This is a genomic window from Agriterribacter humi, assembly GCF_009192765.1.
Classification (GTDB): Bacteria; Bacteroidota; Bacteroidia; order Chitinophagales; family Chitinophagaceae; genus Agriterribacter; species Agriterribacter humi.
Window position 1 is genome coordinate 12341 of sequence record NZ_VOHQ01000005.1, and the last position, 17881, is coordinate 30221.

Annotated in this window: 15 protein-coding genes; 12 read left to right on the top strand and 3 right to left on the bottom strand. The window is 42.0% G+C overall.

The window, feature by feature from the left end; genetic code table 11:
* Window positions 1–3 precede the first annotated feature (3 nt).
* Window positions 4–1347, top strand: coding sequence for a DUF58 domain-containing protein (locus FRX45_RS10350; RefSeq protein ID WP_226805226.1), 1344 nt, complete (start codon window positions 4–6; stop codon window positions 1345–1347).
* 251 nt (window positions 1348–1598) lie between these two features.
* Window positions 1599–2303: a tRNA pseudouridine(55) synthase TruB gene (gene truB / locus FRX45_RS10355; protein ID WP_152268353.1), complete on the top strand. Its 705-nt coding sequence runs from the start codon at window positions 1599–1601 to the stop codon at window positions 2301–2303.
* A 41-nt stretch (window positions 2304–2344) separates the two neighbouring features.
* On the opposite strand, the gene tamL is transcribed toward truB, so the two are convergent.
* Entirely contained in the window at window positions 2345–4843 is a 2499-nt protein-coding gene (gene tamL, locus FRX45_RS10360; protein ID WP_193311658.1) for a translocation and assembly module lipoprotein TamL, read from the bottom strand.
* Between the two features lie 65 nt (window positions 4844–4908).
* On the opposite strand from tamL, the gene FRX45_RS10365 reads away from it, so the two are divergent.
* The 9 genes from FRX45_RS10365 to FRX45_RS10405 all read left to right on the top strand — a co-directional run bounded on the left by FRX45_RS10365 (window position 4909) and on the right by FRX45_RS10405 (window position 14424).
* The gene (locus FRX45_RS10365; protein WP_152268355.1) at window positions 4909–5676 is read left to right on the top strand and encodes a TrmH family RNA methyltransferase; all 768 of its coding nucleotides are present in this window, start codon (window positions 4909–4911) and stop codon (window positions 5674–5676) included.
* Window positions 5677–5756: 80 nt separating this feature from the next.
* Window positions 5757–6662, top strand: a complete 906-nt coding sequence (locus FRX45_RS10370; protein ID WP_193311659.1) for a dihydrodipicolinate synthase family protein — start codon at window positions 5757–5759, stop codon at window positions 6660–6662.
* Between the two features lie 138 nt (window positions 6663–6800).
* Complete coding sequence (locus FRX45_RS10375; protein WP_152268356.1) at window positions 6801–8270, top strand: aldehyde dehydrogenase (NADP(+)); 1470 nt, start codon at window positions 6801–6803, stop codon at window positions 8268–8270.
* Window positions 8267–9268, top strand: coding sequence for a 4-hydroxyproline epimerase (locus FRX45_RS10380; RefSeq protein ID WP_152268357.1), 1002 nt, complete (start codon window positions 8267–8269; stop codon window positions 9266–9268). The genes FRX45_RS10375 and FRX45_RS10380 overlap by 4 nt, the downstream gene beginning before the upstream one ends.
* A 93-nt stretch (window positions 9269–9361) precedes the next feature.
* Complete coding sequence (gene pruA, locus FRX45_RS10385) at window positions 9362–10993, top strand: L-glutamate gamma-semialdehyde dehydrogenase (RefSeq protein ID WP_152268358.1); 1632 nt, start codon at window positions 9362–9364, stop codon at window positions 10991–10993.
* 30 nt (window positions 10994–11023) lie between these two features.
* On the top strand, window positions 11024–11533 hold the full coding sequence (gene pyrR, locus FRX45_RS10390) for a bifunctional pyr operon transcriptional regulator/uracil phosphoribosyltransferase PyrR (RefSeq protein WP_152268359.1): 510 nt from the start codon (window positions 11024–11026) through the stop codon (window positions 11531–11533).
* Window positions 11534–11572: 39 nt separating this feature from the next.
* The gene (locus tag FRX45_RS10395) at window positions 11573–12520 is read left to right on the top strand and encodes a phytanoyl-CoA dioxygenase family protein (RefSeq protein ID WP_152268360.1); all 948 of its coding nucleotides are present in this window, start codon (window positions 11573–11575) and stop codon (window positions 12518–12520) included.
* Window positions 12521–12620: 100 nt separating this feature from the next.
* Entirely contained in the window at window positions 12621–13784 is a 1164-nt protein-coding gene (locus FRX45_RS10400) for a sialidase family protein (RefSeq protein WP_152268361.1), read from the top strand.
* A 142-nt stretch (window positions 13785–13926) separates the two neighbouring features.
* Complete coding sequence (locus tag FRX45_RS10405; RefSeq protein WP_152268362.1) at window positions 13927–14424, top strand: CHRD domain-containing protein; 498 nt, start codon at window positions 13927–13929, stop codon at window positions 14422–14424.
* A 104-nt stretch (window positions 14425–14528) separates the two neighbouring features.
* Here the strand turns inward: FRX45_RS10405 and FRX45_RS10410 are convergent, their stop codons facing one another.
* Together FRX45_RS10410 and FRX45_RS10415 are read right to left on the bottom strand one after the other, a co-directional pair.
* Window positions 14529–14963, bottom strand: a complete 435-nt coding sequence (locus tag FRX45_RS10410) for a hypothetical protein (RefSeq protein WP_152268363.1) — start codon at window positions 14961–14963, stop codon at window positions 14529–14531.
* A 318-nt stretch (window positions 14964–15281) separates the two neighbouring features.
* Window positions 15282–16058, bottom strand: a complete 777-nt coding sequence (locus FRX45_RS10415) for a porin family protein (RefSeq protein WP_152268364.1) — start codon at window positions 16056–16058, stop codon at window positions 15282–15284.
* A gap of 206 nt (window positions 16059–16264) precedes the next feature.
* Between FRX45_RS10415 and FRX45_RS10420 the strand changes: the two genes are divergently transcribed.
* Entirely contained in the window at window positions 16265–17872 is a 1608-nt protein-coding gene (locus FRX45_RS10420; RefSeq protein WP_152268365.1) for an OmpA family protein, read from the top strand.
* The last annotated feature ends 9 nt before the right edge of the window (window positions 17873–17881 follow it).

Sequence of the window (17881 nt, forward strand, 5' to 3'; positions counted from 1 at the left end):
ATATTGAAAAAACTTGTGGCCTTATACCGTTCCTTTATGCTTACCCGCAACGTATATATGTTGCTGGCAGGTATTGTGCTGTTGTTTATCGTTTCTTTTTTTATTCCCATACTTATGATGGCAGGCCAACTTCTGTTACTGCTGGTGGCTTGCCTGGTAGTGGTGGATGCTATTGTATTGTATGCGCGCCTGCACGGCCTTACCGGCAAAAGAAATGCCGCAGAACGGTTTAGTAACGGAGATGATAATATCATTCACATACAGCTTGGAAACCATTATACTTTTACGGTAAGGGTTGAACTCATTGATGAACTGCCGTTTCAGTTTCAGGAAAGAAGCTGGAAAAGGAAAGCTGTACTTAAAGGCGGGCAGGATTATCATTTAACCTATATATTGCATCCCCAGCAAAGAGGTGAATACGCTTTCGGTAATATCAATGCTTTTGTAACCAGTCCGATGGCGCTGGTGCAACGCCGGTTTGTTTTTGAACAGCAGCAAACAGTACCTGCATATCCCTCTTTTCAACAATTGAAACGCTACCAGCTAATGGCGGCAAGCAACCCGCTGAATGAAACGGGCATACGGCGTTTACGCAAATCCGGCAGTAGTATGGAATTTGAGCAGATAAAGGAATATGTGCATGGCGATGACAACAGGAATGTGAACTGGAAGGCTACCGCCAGGAAAGGAGACCTGATGGTGAACACTTTTACAGATGAAAAAAGCCAGCATATTTATTGTCTCATAGATAAGGGGCGCAATATGAAAATGCCTTTTGAAGGGATGACGCTTTTAGACTATGCCATTAATGCATCGCTGGTATTAACCAATGTAGCTTTGCTTAAACACGATAAGGCCGGGCTACTCACTTTTGCAAGTCAGCCTGATACTTTTTTACCTGCAGACCGCAAAGGCATACAAATGGAAATGATACTGGAAAATTTATACCGCCAGCAAACGCATTTTTCAGAAACCGATTTTGAAGCATTGTATACTCATATTCGCGGTAAAATAAAGAACAGGGCATTGCTGATCCTCTTCACCAATTTTGAATCTATCCCCGGTTTTCAGCGGCAACTGCCCTACCTGCGCAAAATAGCCAAACATCATTTGCTACTGGTAGTGTTCTTTGAGAATACGGAATTGAAAGCGCTCAGGGAAAAACCAGCCGAAAACATAGAAGACATCTACATTAAAACCATTGCCGGCAAATTCGCTTTTGAAAAAAGATTGATTGTAAAAGAACTCCAGCAGCATGGCATACTTTCCATGTTAACTACTCCTCAGCAGGTAACTGTAAATACAATTAATAAGTATATTGAATTGAAAGCAAGACAGGCATTATAAGCGAGCCGAAGAAAAGACCAAAAAACAAATAACAAGAACCAAATAAAACCTGTCCGCCGTGGCGGATTCAAACCCGAAACTGCAAATCTGAAATCCGAAAAACAATCGAATTCAAGTCACACACATAGCTCTATTTCCCACATCTCCACACTTCTCACATTCCCACATTTCCCACCCGCCTATTTAGTCGGGCAGGCATTTTCACATTTCATATTCCTTGCCCATATCTTTGCTTCAAATTTTTAAACCGCATGCAACCTGAACATAATAATCCGTTTGCCGAAGGAAAAGCGCTACTGATCAATAAGCCATTACACTGGACATCTTTTGATGTTGTGAGAAAAATACGTTCTACCATAAAAATAAAAAAAGTAGGTCATGCCGGTACCCTTGATCCTTTAGCTACAGGATTGCTGATCGTGTGTACCGGAAAATTCACAAAAAAAATAAATGAATATATGTCCCGTGAAAAAGAATACACCGGCAGTTTTACCCTGGGCGCATCAACGCCTACCTATGACCTTGAAAGTGAACCGGAAAATTTCAGAGATTACAATCATATAACAGAAAACCAGTTGCATGAAGCCACAAAACAATTCACCGGTCAAATTCAGCAAATACCTCCCGCACACTCCGCTATTAAACAAGACGGTAAGCGTGTATATGAAATGGCCCGCAAAGGGATGGCCGTAAAACTGGAACCAAGAACATTGTTCATAAAAGAATTTACCATTACGGATATTGAATTGCCTAAACTGTATTTTAAAGTAGTATGTTCTACGGGAACGTATATACGAAGTTTAGCGCATGATTATGGAAATGTTCTGGGATGTGGTGCTTACCTCAGCAGCTTATGCCGTACAAGAATAGGAGAATTTACTTTGGAAAATGCTATGAGCATGGAAGGCTTTCAGGAAATGGCAGAAGAGATGAAGCAACAAAGTGGTAAGAAGTAAGTGGTAAGTTGTACGTGGTGAGTGTAATGAGCAGTAAAGTTCTAAAATGGATAACCTATCCCAAACTGGAAAGCAGGTCTTCTCATGTTGGAAGTGATAAACCATCCATCGTTTTGCGGTTTTATATATTCATCCGATGCGTATAACGGATCTTTTAACCGCCAGCCCAGGTCAAACCGCAATAAAAAGAACTTAAAGTCAAGCCTCAACCCCGCTCCTCCGGCTACAGCAATATCTTTATATAACCTGCCCAAATCAAATACAGCATATTTAAATTCCGGGCTTGAAGATCTTCTTACCCAAACATTACCGATATCTGTAAACAAGGCTCCGCGCAACCAGTAACCATACACCGGAAAAATATCGAACCGGTATTCAACATTTCCTTCTAATTGAATATCGGCATACCTGTCGTCGAATTTTTTCTCCACTACGCCCGGGGGATCTGTAGTAATCGTACGGACCCTGAGTGTATCATAAAAAATGCTGGAACCCGGGCCTAATTTACGCAGTTGCCACCCCCGCATGCTGTTGGGTCCTCCCGCAAAAAACTGCCTGAAGAATGGAAGTGAAATATCTCCCTGCCGGTTTTCGGTTTTAAACCCAAGTCCGTAACCTGCAAATACCCTGTAAGCCCACATGGATTTGGCATGTGTAACATAATGCCTGAAATCTGCACTTAGCTTTATAAAGCGGTATAGCTGGCCAAGTGGTTTACCATCCTGCGTTTGTTTTTTAAATAAAGCACCTATAAGCAATCCCGATTCTTCACCATATAACCTCAGGTAATTAAATATCCGTGGATTTGAAGTATTAAACCTCCGCGTATACGTTCCGTTAATGCCCATAATAAGCCCGTTATTGTAAGAATAAGACAGGAGCGGATAGTCTCTGATCAACTGTTCAAAACCCAGGTCAATATCATAAATGCGGGTAAATTCAATATTAGGGAACCTGATCTGCCAGTTAATATTGGCCCTTTTCTGAAATTCGTACCCCAGGTATGCATTCAATGTATTGATCTTATAATATTTATACCGGTCTATATACGACCCGTCTAAGTTCACGTATGTTCTTGCATTTAAAAAATCTTCCTGGTTTTTTAGTTTAAATGGCGTGAGTAAACGTGGAAAAATAAGCCGGTTGCTTAATCCCATTTCTGTAGAAAGTATCTTACTGAAATCTGTAAATTCAATCCCAGTTCTTAATACATTTTCCAGTTGCAATGCCTGGCGGGCAACATTCCTGTTCTTTAACTGGAAATTAAGCGCCAGCCCCTTATTACCTGCATTATACAGTTGATTTTGTGCCGACAGAATACTGGAACCTTCGAAGTCGGCGCTGAAAAAATATTTTTTTGCAGGAACCATGCGTATAAAAAAATCCACTGCCGGTTCAATGGAATCCCGCGGACGTGCATTGATCGTAACGTTTTGCCAGGCCTCAATACGGTTAAAGTTGAGGAGCGTTTTATTGAAATTTGATGCCCGAAAAAGTTCGCCGGGCTTCAGTGCAATTCTTTTTACCAGGAAAGATGGTTTAAAGAGATTATACCGGCTGTAAATGCTGTAATTTCCATATTCTGTCCGCTCCACGTCCCGTCGCATGCCTGTCATTAATTCTGCCGGCTCATCAGGCAAAATAACTACATTGCCCACTTTATATAACTGTGTAATGGAACTGTCTTTTAACGGTATTTCCAGGATGGCAATATCAATTGTTGGATTTTGATATTTTTTCTGAGCCTCTACCTGCAACTGTATTTGTTCAAAAGGATCCGCAGAGGCGTCTATTAAAGATACATTCACGGTATCTAATTGTGCTTTCAGCATCTCCCTGTTAATACGATAAAACCCATTGTTACGGAATACTTCAATAAGCCGGTTCAGCTCTTCATCAATTTGCTGATTGCTGAAAGCTTCCGATTTTTTTAACAGCGATTTATCCTTGTTTTCGTTTACCAGTCTTTGCAACGTAGTGTCCGTGAAATGATAGCTTATGGAATCTATACGAAAAAGACTTCCGGTATTGATATTATAATTTACTTTCAGGCGGTATTGGTCGGGTTTATCATTGCGGATAACCGTATCCACTTTATTCCATTCTGCCTGTACATCACTCCGGTAATAGCCATTATTGTGCAGCAAATTGTTCATGTTCTGAACTGATCGCTTGATATAGTTGCTGTCGAAAACCGCAGGCCGGTTTAAAACATGACGCACAAACAAAACACTTTTAAAAACGGGCTTTACACTATCCTCAATCTGGGTCTCCAGCTTATTTTCCAGTTCCTTCTTCTCACCGGAGTTCATTTTACCGTTAATATGAATTTCGTTCTCAAAAACGAATGGCTTATAGGGCTGGTATTTTTTAACTACCGTACATGATGATACCAGTCCTAAAATGATTATGATAAAATAGGAATGATTAAAGAAAGAAGAATGTATTTTCATCCGTATTTTTTTTAATTTGCCGTTTTCAGCGCTGATATTTTGCCGGATGCCTGCCTGGTCGGCAGACAGGGAACGCCTTATATACATTATTTTTGTGAAAAAAAATTTACATGTGCGTTTCGTTGGTGAATCAGGCATAAATAAAAATAAGGATGCTCAGCAAATCAAGGGTCAAATATATTCAAAGTTTATACCATAAAAAATTAAGGGATGAAGAAGGATGTTTTGTAATTGAAGGCCCTAAAATTACGGAAGAATTCCTGTTGCATGCACCAGATAAAATACTTTCGCTATATACTGTTAAAAGTTGGCTAAATAATAACGAAGCACTTATAAAGCGGATGGATCCATCAGGTATTTTTCTTATAGAAGAAGCCGGCCTGGAAAAAATATCTTCACGCAACACGCCCAACCAGGTGCTCGCCATTGTGAAAAAAAAGGAAGAACAGCATGAGGCTACAGTTCCCCCCGGCATTTTTTTGATGCTTGATAGTATCCAGGACCCCGGTAATTTTGGTACTATCGTTCGCATAGCCGATTGGTTTGGTATTGGTACCATCATATGCAATAAAGCATGTGCAGATCTGTACAATCCTAAAGTTGTTCAGTCAACAATGGGCAGTTTGCTGAGCGTAAATGTTATATATACAGAACTTATTGACTGGTGCAAACAAAATACCGGCATTGCCATATATGCGGCCACATTGCATGGAAAATCAATATATCAGTGTCCCCCTGTATTGAATGGAGCTCTTCTTATGGGCAATGAGTCGAAAGGTGTTCAACCGGAATTATTGCGCTTTTGCAAAGAACAGCTAACCATTCCGGGGGCAGGACGGGCAGAATCGCTCAATGCGGCAGTGGCTACGGGTATACTGCTATCACATCTTGTAAAAACAGGGGTGGGCTATCAGCCATGAGCCAGGTAACTTATACAGTGTATTTTATGAAAAAGGAAAGCGAAAAAAGACATCTTTGTAAAAATATCAACAAATAACCAATGACAATCCAATGGACGGGCGTATATCCTGCGCTCACTACAAAATTTACCTCCGGTGATGCATTAGATCTTCCGCTTTTTGAAAAGAACCTTGATGCGCAATTAAAAGCCGGCGTTAGCGGCATTATTTTAGGCGGTACCCTGGGCGAAGCCAGTGTGCTTACTGTGGATGAAAAGGAAAGACTGGTAAAATTTGCTGTTGAAAAAATCCAGGACCGCATACCTGTAATTTTAAATATTGCCGAAGGCTCAACACGTGAAGCGATACAGCAGGCGGCATTGGCCAAAGCATGGGGCGCCCACGGACTAATGCTATTGCCTCCTATGCGGTATAAAAGCGACTACAGGGAAACGGTTACTTACTTTACCACTGTTGCTAATTCCACAGATCTGCCGGTTATGTTGTATAATAATCCCATTGATTATAAAATTGAGATTACCCTGGATATGTTTGATGAACTGAGTGTTGTAAAAAACATTGAAGCCGTTAAGGAATCAACACGTGATACAACCAATGTAACGCGTATGATCAATCGCTTTGGCAAAAGGTTTAAAATACTTTGTGGTGTAGATACGCTTACTTTTGAAGAACTTGCCCTGGGCGCCGATGGATTGGTGGCGGGGCTGGTATGTGCTTTTCCTGCCGAAACCGTTGAGCTATATCGCCTGGTAAAAGAAGGGAGATGCGAAGAGGCGTTGGGTCTGTACCGATGGTTCATGCCATTGCTCGAATTGGATATTCATCCTAAATTAGTACAGTACATTAAACTGGCAGAAGCGCAAACGGGTATCGGCAGCGAGTATGTGAGAGCGCCGCGCCTGGCGCTCATCGGTAAAGAAAGAGAACAGGTACTGAAAGTGATCAGTGGTGCTTTAGCCACACGTCCGGTTATCGATGGGGCCTGATCCCACAATCTCTTCTCACCGCTTTCACTTCGGTTCAATATTCACCACTGACTACTCACTACTCACCATTTACCACTGACTATTCACTACCCGCCACTCACTAAAATGCAGTATCTTGGCGCATCAAAAAAATAAGGAATGAACGATATTGATATGGTAATGCAAAACGCGCAGGATGCGTTTAACAGTTATAAAACCCTAAGCCCTGCACAACGCGCCGTTTTTTTAAATGAAATAGCCGCAGCATTAGAAGCGGCAAGAACATCGTTGGTACCGGTAGCCCATGAAGAATCAAACCTTCCTCTCCCCCGCTTAAACGGAGAACTAAGCCGCACTACCAACCAGTTAAAAATGTTTGCCCGCCTTATTGAAGAAGGAAGTTGGGTAGAGGCCGCCATTGATACCGCAGATAAGAACAGAACGCCTCCAAAACCCGACACCCGTAAAATGTTATTGCCTGTAGGACCGGTGGTGGTTTTTGGTGCAAGCAATTTTCCTTTTGCCTTTTCCACTGCGGGAGGCGACACAGCCAGTGCCCTGGCTTCGGGCTCTTCGGTGGTTATTAAAGGTCATTCGGCTCATGCCAAAACTTCTCAATTGGTTTTTGAAGCCATACAAAAAGCAATTGCAAAAACAGGAGTACATGCTCATACAGTACAGCATGTATTAGGCTCCGGTAGCACAGCAGGTAAGGCCCTGGTGATACACCCCAATACAACTGGTGTGGGTTTTACAGGTTCCTTTAGCGGAGGTAAAGCGTTATGGGAATATGCCAATCAGCGGGAAACACCTATTCCTGTTTTCGCGGAAATGAGCAGTATCAACCCAGTAGTTTTCTTGCCCGATACGCTGGAGCAAAATACAGTTGCATTGGCCAAAAGCTACGCGGCATCCGTTACGCTTGGCATGGGACAATTTTGCACCAATCCCGGGTTGCTGCTTGCTGTACAAAGTGAAGCTTTAGACAATTTTTTAAACCTGCTCGGCGCAGAGATCACACAGATCATTCCTCAAAAAATGCTGCATAGCGGCATTCATACATCTTATCATAAAGCATTGGACCGGGCATTATCGCAAAAAGGCATTGAAAAGATAGGGGAATCCGAACAACAAGCGGGGGACGGAGAGGCTTTTCCTACAGTAGCCAGAGTGAAGGGAAATATTTTTTTACAAAACCCGCATTTCCGGGAAGAGGTTTTTGGTCCTTACTCTTTAGCAGTTTGTTGCGATAGCAAAGAAGAATTAATAGCGGTATTGAAACAACTGAAGGGACAGTTAACCACTACCGTTATGGCTACTGACGCTGATATTGCCGCTAACTACGATATTATTGATTTGCAAACAACGCTGGCGGGAAGGATCATTTTAAATGATGTGCCCACAGGCGTTGAAGTATGTGCCAGTATGGTACATGGCGGTCCCTATCCCGCTACTACAGATGCAAGATTTACATCGGTTGGCACTACTGCTATTAAACGGTGGGTTCGGCCGGTATGTTTCCAGGGCTTTAATGACCGTATGCTGCCCGATGCACTGAAGAACAGCAATCCGCAATATATATGGAGAATAGTGAACAATGAATGGACCAATGCAGCGATCTCAAAATGAAAAAAACGTTTTTTTGTATAGATGCGCACACTTGTGGCAATCCTGTTCGCCTCGTAGCAGGCGGCGGTCCCATACTGCATGGGAAAAATATGAGTGAAAAAAGGCAGCACTTTTTGAAGGATTATGACTGGATAAGAAAAGGATTGATGTTTGAGCCCCGTGGTCACGATATGATGAGCGGCAGCATTTTATATCCGCCACATGATCCTGCAAATGATGTAGCCGTATTGTTTATAGAAACCAGCGGCTGCCTGCCCATGTGCGGTCACGGCACTATCGGTACCGTAACCATTGCACTGGAGGAAGGATTAATTGTACCGCAAATACCCGGCGTTATACGCATGGAAACTCCTGCCGGACTGGTACGGATCAGTTACAAACAGGAAGGCAAAAAAATTAAATCTGTAAAGCTTACCAATGTGCCCGCTTTTTTGGCCGCGGAAGGATTAACTGCTGATTGTCCCGAATTAGGAGAACTTGTGATTGATATTGCCTACGGCGGTAATTTTTATGCTATAATAGATGTACAGCCTCATTTTAAAGGACTGGAACATTATACCGCCGATAAACTGATTGCGTGGGCAAGGGGAATGCGTAAACGCATCAACGAAAAATATGAATTTGTTCATCCGGAGGATCCTACCATAAAAGGGTGCTCACATATTTTATGGACAGGCGCCGTTTTGGATAAAAATGCTACAGCACGCAATGCCGTTTTTTACGGCGATAAAGCCATTGACCGCAGCCCCTGCGGAACTGGCACCTCTGCCCGCATGGCGCAATGGTACGCCAAAGGAAAGCTCAAAAAGGGAGATATTTTCATTCATGAGAGCATCATCGGTTCAACATTTACGGGAACCATTGAGGAAGAACTGGATATACACGGAAAACCTGCCATTCGCCCCGGCATTGAAGGCTGGGCAAGAATTTACGGCTACAATACCATCACGATTGATCCAGAAGATGATCCTTACGCCTATGGCTTCCAGGTGATATGAAGTAGTAAGTAGCAAGTGGTAAGTCATAAGTGCTGCTCCTGAATCTGTCTTATCTTTGCGTCTTAATCTATTCGTTACATCAATCTTACAGTTATGAGTTTAGGTTATTTCAGCTATCCTTTACCGGCTAACGAGCCTGTACTAAACTATGCAGCAGGCAGCAATGAAAAAAACATTTTAAAAAAAACATTGTCGGAACTTAAAAAAGAAACGGCGGATATCCCCATGTATATCGGCAGTAAGGAAGTGAGAACAGGAAAGAAGACAGCCATTCATCCGCCACATGAGATCAACCACGTATTGGGATATTTTCATGAAGGCAATGAAAAACACGTGCAGCAGGCTATTGATGCAGCGCTGGCGGCTAAAGCATCATGGACTGGCATGAGTTGGGAAAACAGGGCGCATATTTTTCTGAAAGCCGCCGACCTTATCGCTACAAAGTACCGTTCGTACATGAATGGCACTACCATGCTGGGCCAAAGCAAAAATGCCTACCAGGCAGAAATTGATTCTGCCTGCGAGCTCATTGATTTTTTACGGTTCAATGTACATTACCTGAGCGAAATATATAAACAGCAACCCGTAAGTTCAGCAGGTATTCATAACCGTATGGAATGGCGGCCGCTGGAAGGTTTTGTGCTGGCTATTACGCCTTTTAATTTTACGGCCATTGGTGGCAACCTGCCCACATCGGCCGCTATGTGCGGCAATGTGGTGGTATGGAAACCCGCCAACACACAGGTTTTTGCCGCTCAGATGTTCATGCGCATTTTAAAAGAAGCAGGTTTACCTGATGGTGTGATCAATTTGATTTACGTAGACGGACCAACGCTGGGAAAGATTTGTTTTGCACACCGCGATTTCGCCGGCGTGCATTTTACAGGATCTACGGGTGTATTTAATTCCATGTGGAAAAGCATAGGTGAAAATATTGCTTCTTATAAAAGTTACCCCCGCATTGTGGGCGAAACGGGTGGTAAGGATTTTGTTATCGCTCATAAAAGTGCTGATGCTGCCGTGGTTGCTACCGCTTTGTTGCGCGGGGCATTCGAATTCCAGGGACAAAAATGCTCTGCTGCTTCAAGAGCATATATCCCCAATAATATTGCTGAAGAAGTAAAAAAGAAACTGGTGGATGGCGTAAAAAGTTTTAAGATGGGAACAGTGGAAGATTTTTCCAATTTCATTAATGCGGTTATTGATGAAAAAGCTTTCGATAAAATAAAAACGTATATAGATAACGTAAAAAAAGACAGGAAAGCGGAAGTGCTGGTGGGTGGTAAGTGCAATAAGAGCAAAGGTTATTTTATTCAGCCTACGGTAATAGAAGCAAAGAATCCGAAGTATATTACCATGTGTGAAGAAATTTTTGGACCTGTATTGACTATATATGTATACAATGCCAATAAGTTCGAGGAAACGCTGCAATTGGTAGATGAAACTTCGCCTTATGCATTAACGGGTTCGGTGATTGCGAAGGACCGGGCCGCAGTAGAGCTGGCTACGAATAAGCTGCGCCATGCGGCCGGTAATTTTTATATTAATGATAAGCCCACCGGCGCAGTGGTAGGCCAGCAGCCTTTTGGCGGTGCAAGAGCGAGTGGTACCAACGATAAAGCCGGCAGTATGCTGAACCTGTATCGCTGGCTGAGCGCCAGAACCATTAAAGAAACTTTTAATCCGCCCGTAGATTATGCCTACTCTTTTTTAGGTGAAAAATAAGTTACATTCGCTGTCAAAAATATTCATGCATTGAAAACCATTCTCGATCCTTACCAGTTAAACCTCACCATACAGCGCCTGGCGTATGAGATCATTGAACGCCATAGCGATCTGGATAATACCGTATTGATCGGCATTCAGCCCAGAGGTGTTTTTTTGAGTGACAGGATAGCAGCTCATATACGCCACCTGGTTCCTTCTGTTTCTATAGATTATGGCAAACTGGATATTACGTTTTACCGTGATGATGTACGCAGTGAACTGCACGAAGCCAATAAAACGGATATACCATTTTCAATTGAAGACAGAAAAGTAGTGCTGATTGATGATGTGCTGCATAAAGGCAGAACCATTCGCGCAGCTCTGGATGCGCTGCTTGCTTTTGGCCGCCCCGATAAAGTGGAACTGTGTGTATTGATTGACCGCCGCTTCAGCCGCGAACTGCCCATACAACCCGATTATTGCGGCAAAGCAATAGACTCCATCATTTCTCAAAAAGTAAGGGTGGAATGGGATAAGGAAGAAGTGGTATTATACTGAGGTAAGTTGCAAACCGCTTATTTTCATTGACTACTGAATATGATACAACTCATCAAACGCACGAAACTGGTATATGCCATATACAACTTCTTTCATAAAAATCAATTGGCACATAATGTACCATTGTATAAAAAATTAGGATTACAGAAAAAATATTATTCTTCCCTGTCAAGCAAAGACTTTGCGGGTTTGCCGAAAAATTTATCTGAAAGCCTTGCAATAGATAAACAAAAGCTTGCGGCATGTGCACTTTTCAGCAGCATAAGTGATCGCGCCAAAGAATATATTCTTTCCTTTAATGACAAAGGGTTTGCCATCATTGATAATTATCTCTCTGTTCAGCAGGCTGAGGCTATTAATGCTGAAATCAGTGGATTGCTGGAACAGGGAAAGCTAAAGTTAAATGAACGCAATAAAATCATGTTTGCTATTCATGCTTCCAGCCTGATATGGAATACCGGCAACAATGAGGATCTTAAAGAAGTGCTTTCTGTTTTGCTTGGAGGCAAAGCCATACTTTTTCAAAGCATTAATTTTTTAAAAGGCAGCGAACAGGCAACACATTCCGACAGTATCCATATGACTACTTTTCCATTAGGAGGACTGTTGGGTGTTTGGATTGCACTGGAGGATATTACGAATGAAAACGGGCCATTACATTATTATCCCGGCAGCCATAAGTTACCCTATTATTTGAATGGCGATTATGGCAATGAAGGAAATGCATTCTTCCTGGGAAAGAAATCCTATGCTGATTATGAGGATATGATAGCGGAAAGAATCAAAGCGCAAAAACTGGAGAAAGTAAAGTTCTTCGCGAAAAAAGGCGATCTGATCATATGGCATGCCAACCTCTTTCATGGCGGGGATCCTCATCTTAATAAAGTGAAAACCAGGAAGAGTATGGTATTTCATTATTTTAGTGAAAATGCGATCTGCTATCACGAAATAACCCAAAGGCCGGCACTGATAAGGCAATACCGTTAAACCATACACGACATTTGAATACTGAACCACACCCCGCGTATTGCTCATTCATATCTGCCATTTTATCTTAGTTTTGATGTAAGCCGGATATAATTTTCCCATGGATAAATTGCCAAATATATTTTATCTTCTATTTACCGTTATAGTCATAGTGAGCTGCAAACAGGCTGCCCAAAAATCTGTTATTGACAATATAAAAAAACAGGTAGCGCTTCAACTCAACCCCCGTGAAAATAATCCCCGCAATAGCGAAGGAGATTTCATCACTTTAAAGGATGGGCGTATTCTGTTTATTTACAGCCACTATACCGGTATATCTGCCAGCGACCATGCCCCGGCTCACCTGGCAGGAAGATTCTCTGATGATGGAGGAAAAACCTGGACGCAGGAAGACAAACTCATTATTGCCAATGAAGGAGACATGAATGTGATGTCGGTTTCCCTGCTGCGGCTGCAAAACGGCAACATCGCCTTGTTCTACCTGCGTAAAAACTCGGAGCAGGATTGCATTCCCCTGGTGCGCATTTCAACGGATGAAGCCCGAACATGGAGTTATCCCGTTGCGTGTATCACAGATAAAAAAGGGTATTTTGTTTTAAACAATAACCGCGTAATCCAACTGCAAAGCGGAAGGTTGCTGATGGCAGTGGCTTTACATGCGGTACCTGGCGGCAAATGGCAAAACAAAGCCACATTGTATAGTTATTATTCGGATGACAATGGTATGAACTGGAAACATAGTAAACAGGTACCCAACAGCACCGCGATCATTACCCAGGAACCCGGGGTGGTTGAGCTTAAAGATGGCTCTCTAATGATGTTCATCAGGGCCAGTGGTGGTTTGCAGCAATTATCCCGCTCAAAAGACAGGGGCGAAACCTGGGGACATATTGAACCGGCTAATATTAAATCTCCGTTATCACCCGCTTCCATTGAAAGGATTCCCGCAAGCGGGAATTTGCTTTTGGTATGGAACAATAATGATGGTAGTGATCCTTCGATCAAAAATAAACGTACACCGCTGACTATAGCGATTTCGAAGGATGAAGGAAAAACCTGGCAAAATATTAAAACAATCGAGGGCGACCCCGATGGCTGGTACTGTTATACCGCCATTCATTTTTATAAAAAGCATATTTTATTGGCTTATTGTGCCGGCAGTCAGTCTAAAAAAACGCATTTATCGGTAACCCGTATTAGTCGTATCAGCCTGCACAATCTTTACAGCAACCACAGGAATAGTATTGACCCGCGCAACCATTAGAGGCAATTCATCGTATACTCAAAACTAACCGCCGGAAACTTGCATCCGGCAGGATTTTATTGTAATTTAACCCATCCCTGCATTATTCCTTTTCTATGAATGGTTTCTGAGTTCTATTTATTAACAATTAAAAGATTACATCATGAAAAAGAACATGTTTTGTTACATGCTTATGCTTGTAAGCATAACGCTTTTTTCCTGCACAAAAAGAAATGTAATGCACGATGATGTTGCTGCAAATGCTATGCATATGTCCGACAAGGAAGCCAATGGCGGCGGGCCTTATGTACTCAACATGGTGATCCAACTCAGCGGGAATAATGAAGTGCCTGCTGTTTCCACCACAACAAAAGGCGTTGCACATTTACGGGTAAGCGCCAGTAAAAAATTGTATTCCAAAGTAATTGTTCAGCGTTTGGAAAGCGGCGATGCTCTACGATTTGCCCATGTACATTCCGGCGCCACCGGTGTAAATGGCCCCGTTAGGATTTTCTTATGCCATACCGCTGCTGATTTCGGGCAAAACATAGTAACAGAACTTACCGATGAACAATATAATTTTCTTTTAAATGAGCCAGCATATGTAAATGCACATTCCAATTTTAATCCTGCCGGTATTATAAGAGGACAGGTTCGTTAATATGACACATAAAAAGTGCTGATATATACTATACCAGCACTTTTATAAAAAACGTACAAGTAAATACCTTGCTTTAGTATGTGAGCGTGTTTAATTACATTAACCTATAAAACGTTTTTTTCAAACCCTTTACTATGAAATAAAAAAGGAATAAGAAAAGTAGCACCGATACCCGTAATGATAATAACACCCAATAACAATCCCCTGAATTCTACAGTCATCTCATGATTTAAAGAACGGTTCACACCTTCCGCCTGCCATGCCAAAAAAACAGTAAGGAGAGAAAATAGAATGATAAAAACCAATTCTCCTTTTCCTGATGCTTTTGTGAGCGCAAAATAAATCAGTCCAATCACAATGAAAAGGATATTTACTCCAAAAATAATAGAAGCTACATTGATAATATCCGTAGGCACAAATCCTGTTTCGGCCCGGTAAATAAGGTTGTATGTTAAACAAATAAAGGTGCTGACAATACCCACAAAAACGCCTGTTAGAAATGCTTTCGAGAAAGGGGTTTGCAAATTTTCGTATTCCATATACATCATTTAAAAAGTGAAGAAATTCTATAGCGCAATACAATGAGCAGCAGAAAAAAAGCAGGTGAAAGTTACAGAATAACAGGGGCTATACTGCACTTCATTCGCGAATGCCCGCTGAACAATCGCTTCAGTAGGCCTGAAACGCTGAAGTAACAGGCATTAAAACAATTGGTTAAGCAATTGTTATTGAACGGACGATTCAGGAAATATATCCTGATAAATGTTTCTCCGTTCAAATTATTTTGGTATCCCTTTTAAATTGAAATGTGAAGTTGTCATCTCCCAGCAATAACACGCAGCAATACAATCAATCTATCAGCGCTGAAATGTGTATGCGTATCCAAGCGTTAAAAACAAACCTCCCGTATGACTTTTACCGTTTGCCTTTGTATCTTTTTGAATGGATGTTAAACCATACCCTCCCCGTGCATCCAAAATAATTTCACCGGCTCCTCCGGCGGGGTAGGTTAAACCAATTCCTCCGGTGAGTCCGAAATTAATCGGGTTGATGTCTTGCTTTATGTCGGTATCTGCTTTAAAAGACTGGGCAGGCATTGGTTGCCCCTGGATGCCTAACGGCTGCGTGCCCGCCCTGTCCAAATAAAGCTGACTGGTGCCTTCGGTTTTTTGAGTAGCACTCAGCAAAATACCTGCATAAGGCCCGGCATTGATATAATACTTTAGTTTATCACCCCAGGTGAATTTAGCAGTAACCGGAATTTCAAGATAGTTTAAAATAGCTTCATTTTGAAAGTCGGCATACAACATTGTTCCGGGCGGCAACAATTGCGATAAATCCGGGGGAATAGCGGTAACAGGCTGCATACCTTTTCTTTTTCCTCCCTGCCCGGTATAATTTACAGCAGCTTTTATGGAAAATTTCTGCGTTATACCCACATCCGCAAACCCTCCAAAAACAGCGGCAAGCCTCGATTCATATCCTTCACTTATTTCATTGTTCCCGCTACTCCGTAATTGCGGAACGCTTATGCCTCCGTTAACACCTATTGCAGTGACCTGAGCAGGTAGTGAAGCGGAAAAGAAAATACAGATGAAAAAGCAAATAATTAAACCATAAATATCCTTTTTCATAACCAGTGATTTAAGAAATACTATTCCCGGATACGTTCCAAATTGCAAATGACAGATAAAATGTCCCAAATTTTGTTCCTATTTTAAAAAGAATACTGCAGAACCGGCATTAATCATCAGCACATCAATATGAAAACCATTAGCGGCCCTAAAAAGCAATATATTATTTGTTTAAAATTTACGTTCTTATTAATAAATCCGGTGCCGTGAAAAAGACCATTATTCCTTTTATACTTTGTGCTTGTATACAAGTAGTTTCAGCGCAAACCTCTTTTGATTCTTCGGTTGCATTGGTTCCTCAGCAGGGGAATATCATTATGGCTTCCACTATCGTTAAAATTGAAAACCTGGGCATCAATATCAATTCCGACCTGCCGGAGTTAAGACCTACTATATCGGCAGATGGAAATCTTTTATTCTTCATCTGTCAAAACCATCCTGCCAATACAAAATACCGGTCTGTGCCCAATTCGCAGGATATATGGTATTCAAAAAGAGATAGCCTGGGTATATGGAGTGAAGCCAGGCACATGCGTTATCCTATGAACAGTACCCACTATAATGCTGTTTATTGGATATCTCCCGACAACAACAGGATTTTATTGCGTGGTGCATTTACGGAAGGCGCCTTTCTGGGTAAAGGTGTAAGCATGAGTCATCTGCAGCCCGATAGCACCTGGAGTGCCCCTGATATGCTCTACATTAAAAACTATGAAAAATATGATAAGGGACGCCAATCCGGCGCTACCATGGCACATGACGGGCAAACGCTTTTATTGTATATGACTCCCGAAAGAGGAAGCCCCGACAATGATTTGTATGTATGTTTTTTAACTGCCGACGGCTCATGGACAGAACCTAAAACATTAGGTAAGACAATAAATTTACCGGAGTATGATGAAATGACGCCTTACTTAGCAGCGGATGGTGTAACGCTGTATTTTAGCAGTAACCGGCCCGGAGGGCTGGGCGATAACGATATATGGATGACCAAAAAACTGGATAAAACATGGCAAAAATGGAGCGATCCGGTAAACCTGGGCAGTCCCATCAATACGGAAGATTGGGATGCCTTTTTTACACTGGACGCCGGCGGCGAATATGCATATTTATCTACTAATCTGGATACCTACGGCCAAAGCGATATTGTGCGGGTTAAATTGCTGGAGAAGGAAAAACCTGATCCTGTAGTATTGGTAAGCGGTAATGTATACAATGCGAAAACCAAACAACCATTGAGCGCTTCACTCTTATATGAAACATTACCCGATGGCGTAGAAGCAGGAAATGCAGTGTCCAATCCTTCAGACGGTGCATTTAAAATTGTGTTACCCTATGATAAAAATTACCTGATAAGGGCAACCGCAGATAAGTTTTTTGCGCAATCGGAGAACCTGAACTTAGATTCATTAACAAAAGCGGGGTATAAAGAGATACATAAAGATCTGTACCTGTTTCCTATTGAAATTGGGCAGGTAGTACGATTGAATAACGTGTTCTTTGATTTTGATAAATGGGATCTGCGGCCTGAATCTTTTGTAGAATTAGACCGAGTGGTAAAATTGCTGGTGGAAAACCCGGCTATTGAGATAGAAATGAGCGCCCATACCGATAGCAAAGGCTCTGATGAATATAATTTTACATTAAGTGATAACAGGGCCAAATCTGTAAGGGACTATATTCTTTTTAAAGGCATAGCCGAAAGCAAGATCATTTCGCAGGGATATGGTGAAACAAAACCCGTAGCAACAAACGATACGGATGATGGCAGGCAGTTGAACAGAAGAGTTGAATTTAAAATTTTAAAGAATTAGTATTAGTTG

What these genes read in the sequence shown, in the direction of transcription:
- FRX45_RS10415 (WP_152268364.1), bottom strand. Translation starts at nt 16,058, where the DNA reads ATGAAAAAGGATATTTATGGTTTAATTATTTGCTTTTTCATCTGTATT.
- FRX45_RS10410 (WP_152268363.1), bottom strand. Translation starts at nt 14,963, where the DNA reads ATGGAATACGAAAATTTGCAAACCCCTTTCTCGAAAGCATTTCTAACA.
- FRX45_RS10400 (WP_152268361.1), top strand. Translation starts at nt 12,621, where the DNA reads ATGGATAAATTGCCAAATATATTTTATCTTCTATTTACCGTTATAGTC.
- FRX45_RS10370 (WP_193311659.1), top strand. Translation starts at nt 5,757, where the DNA reads ATGACAATCCAATGGACGGGCGTATATCCTGCGCTCACTACAAAATTT.
- FRX45_RS10405 (WP_152268362.1), top strand. Translation starts at nt 13,927, where the DNA reads ATGAAAAAGAACATGTTTTGTTACATGCTTATGCTTGTAAGCATAACG.
- pruA (WP_152268358.1), top strand. Translation starts at nt 9,362, where the DNA reads ATGAGTTTAGGTTATTTCAGCTATCCTTTACCGGCTAACGAGCCTGTA.
- FRX45_RS10380 (WP_152268357.1), top strand. Translation starts at nt 8,267, where the DNA reads ATGAAAAAAACGTTTTTTTGTATAGATGCGCACACTTGTGGCAATCCT.
- tamL (WP_193311658.1), bottom strand. Translation starts at nt 4,843, where the DNA reads ATGTATATAAGGCGTTCCCTGTCTGCCGACCAGGCAGGCATCCGGCAA.
- FRX45_RS10365 (WP_152268355.1), top strand. Translation starts at nt 4,909, where the DNA reads ATGCTCAGCAAATCAAGGGTCAAATATATTCAAAGTTTATACCATAAA.
- truB (WP_152268353.1), top strand. Translation starts at nt 1,599, where the DNA reads ATGCAACCTGAACATAATAATCCGTTTGCCGAAGGAAAAGCGCTACTG.
- FRX45_RS10375 (WP_152268356.1), top strand. Translation starts at nt 6,801, where the DNA reads ATGAACGATATTGATATGGTAATGCAAAACGCGCAGGATGCGTTTAAC.
- FRX45_RS10395 (WP_152268360.1), top strand. Translation starts at nt 11,573, where the DNA reads ATGATACAACTCATCAAACGCACGAAACTGGTATATGCCATATACAAC.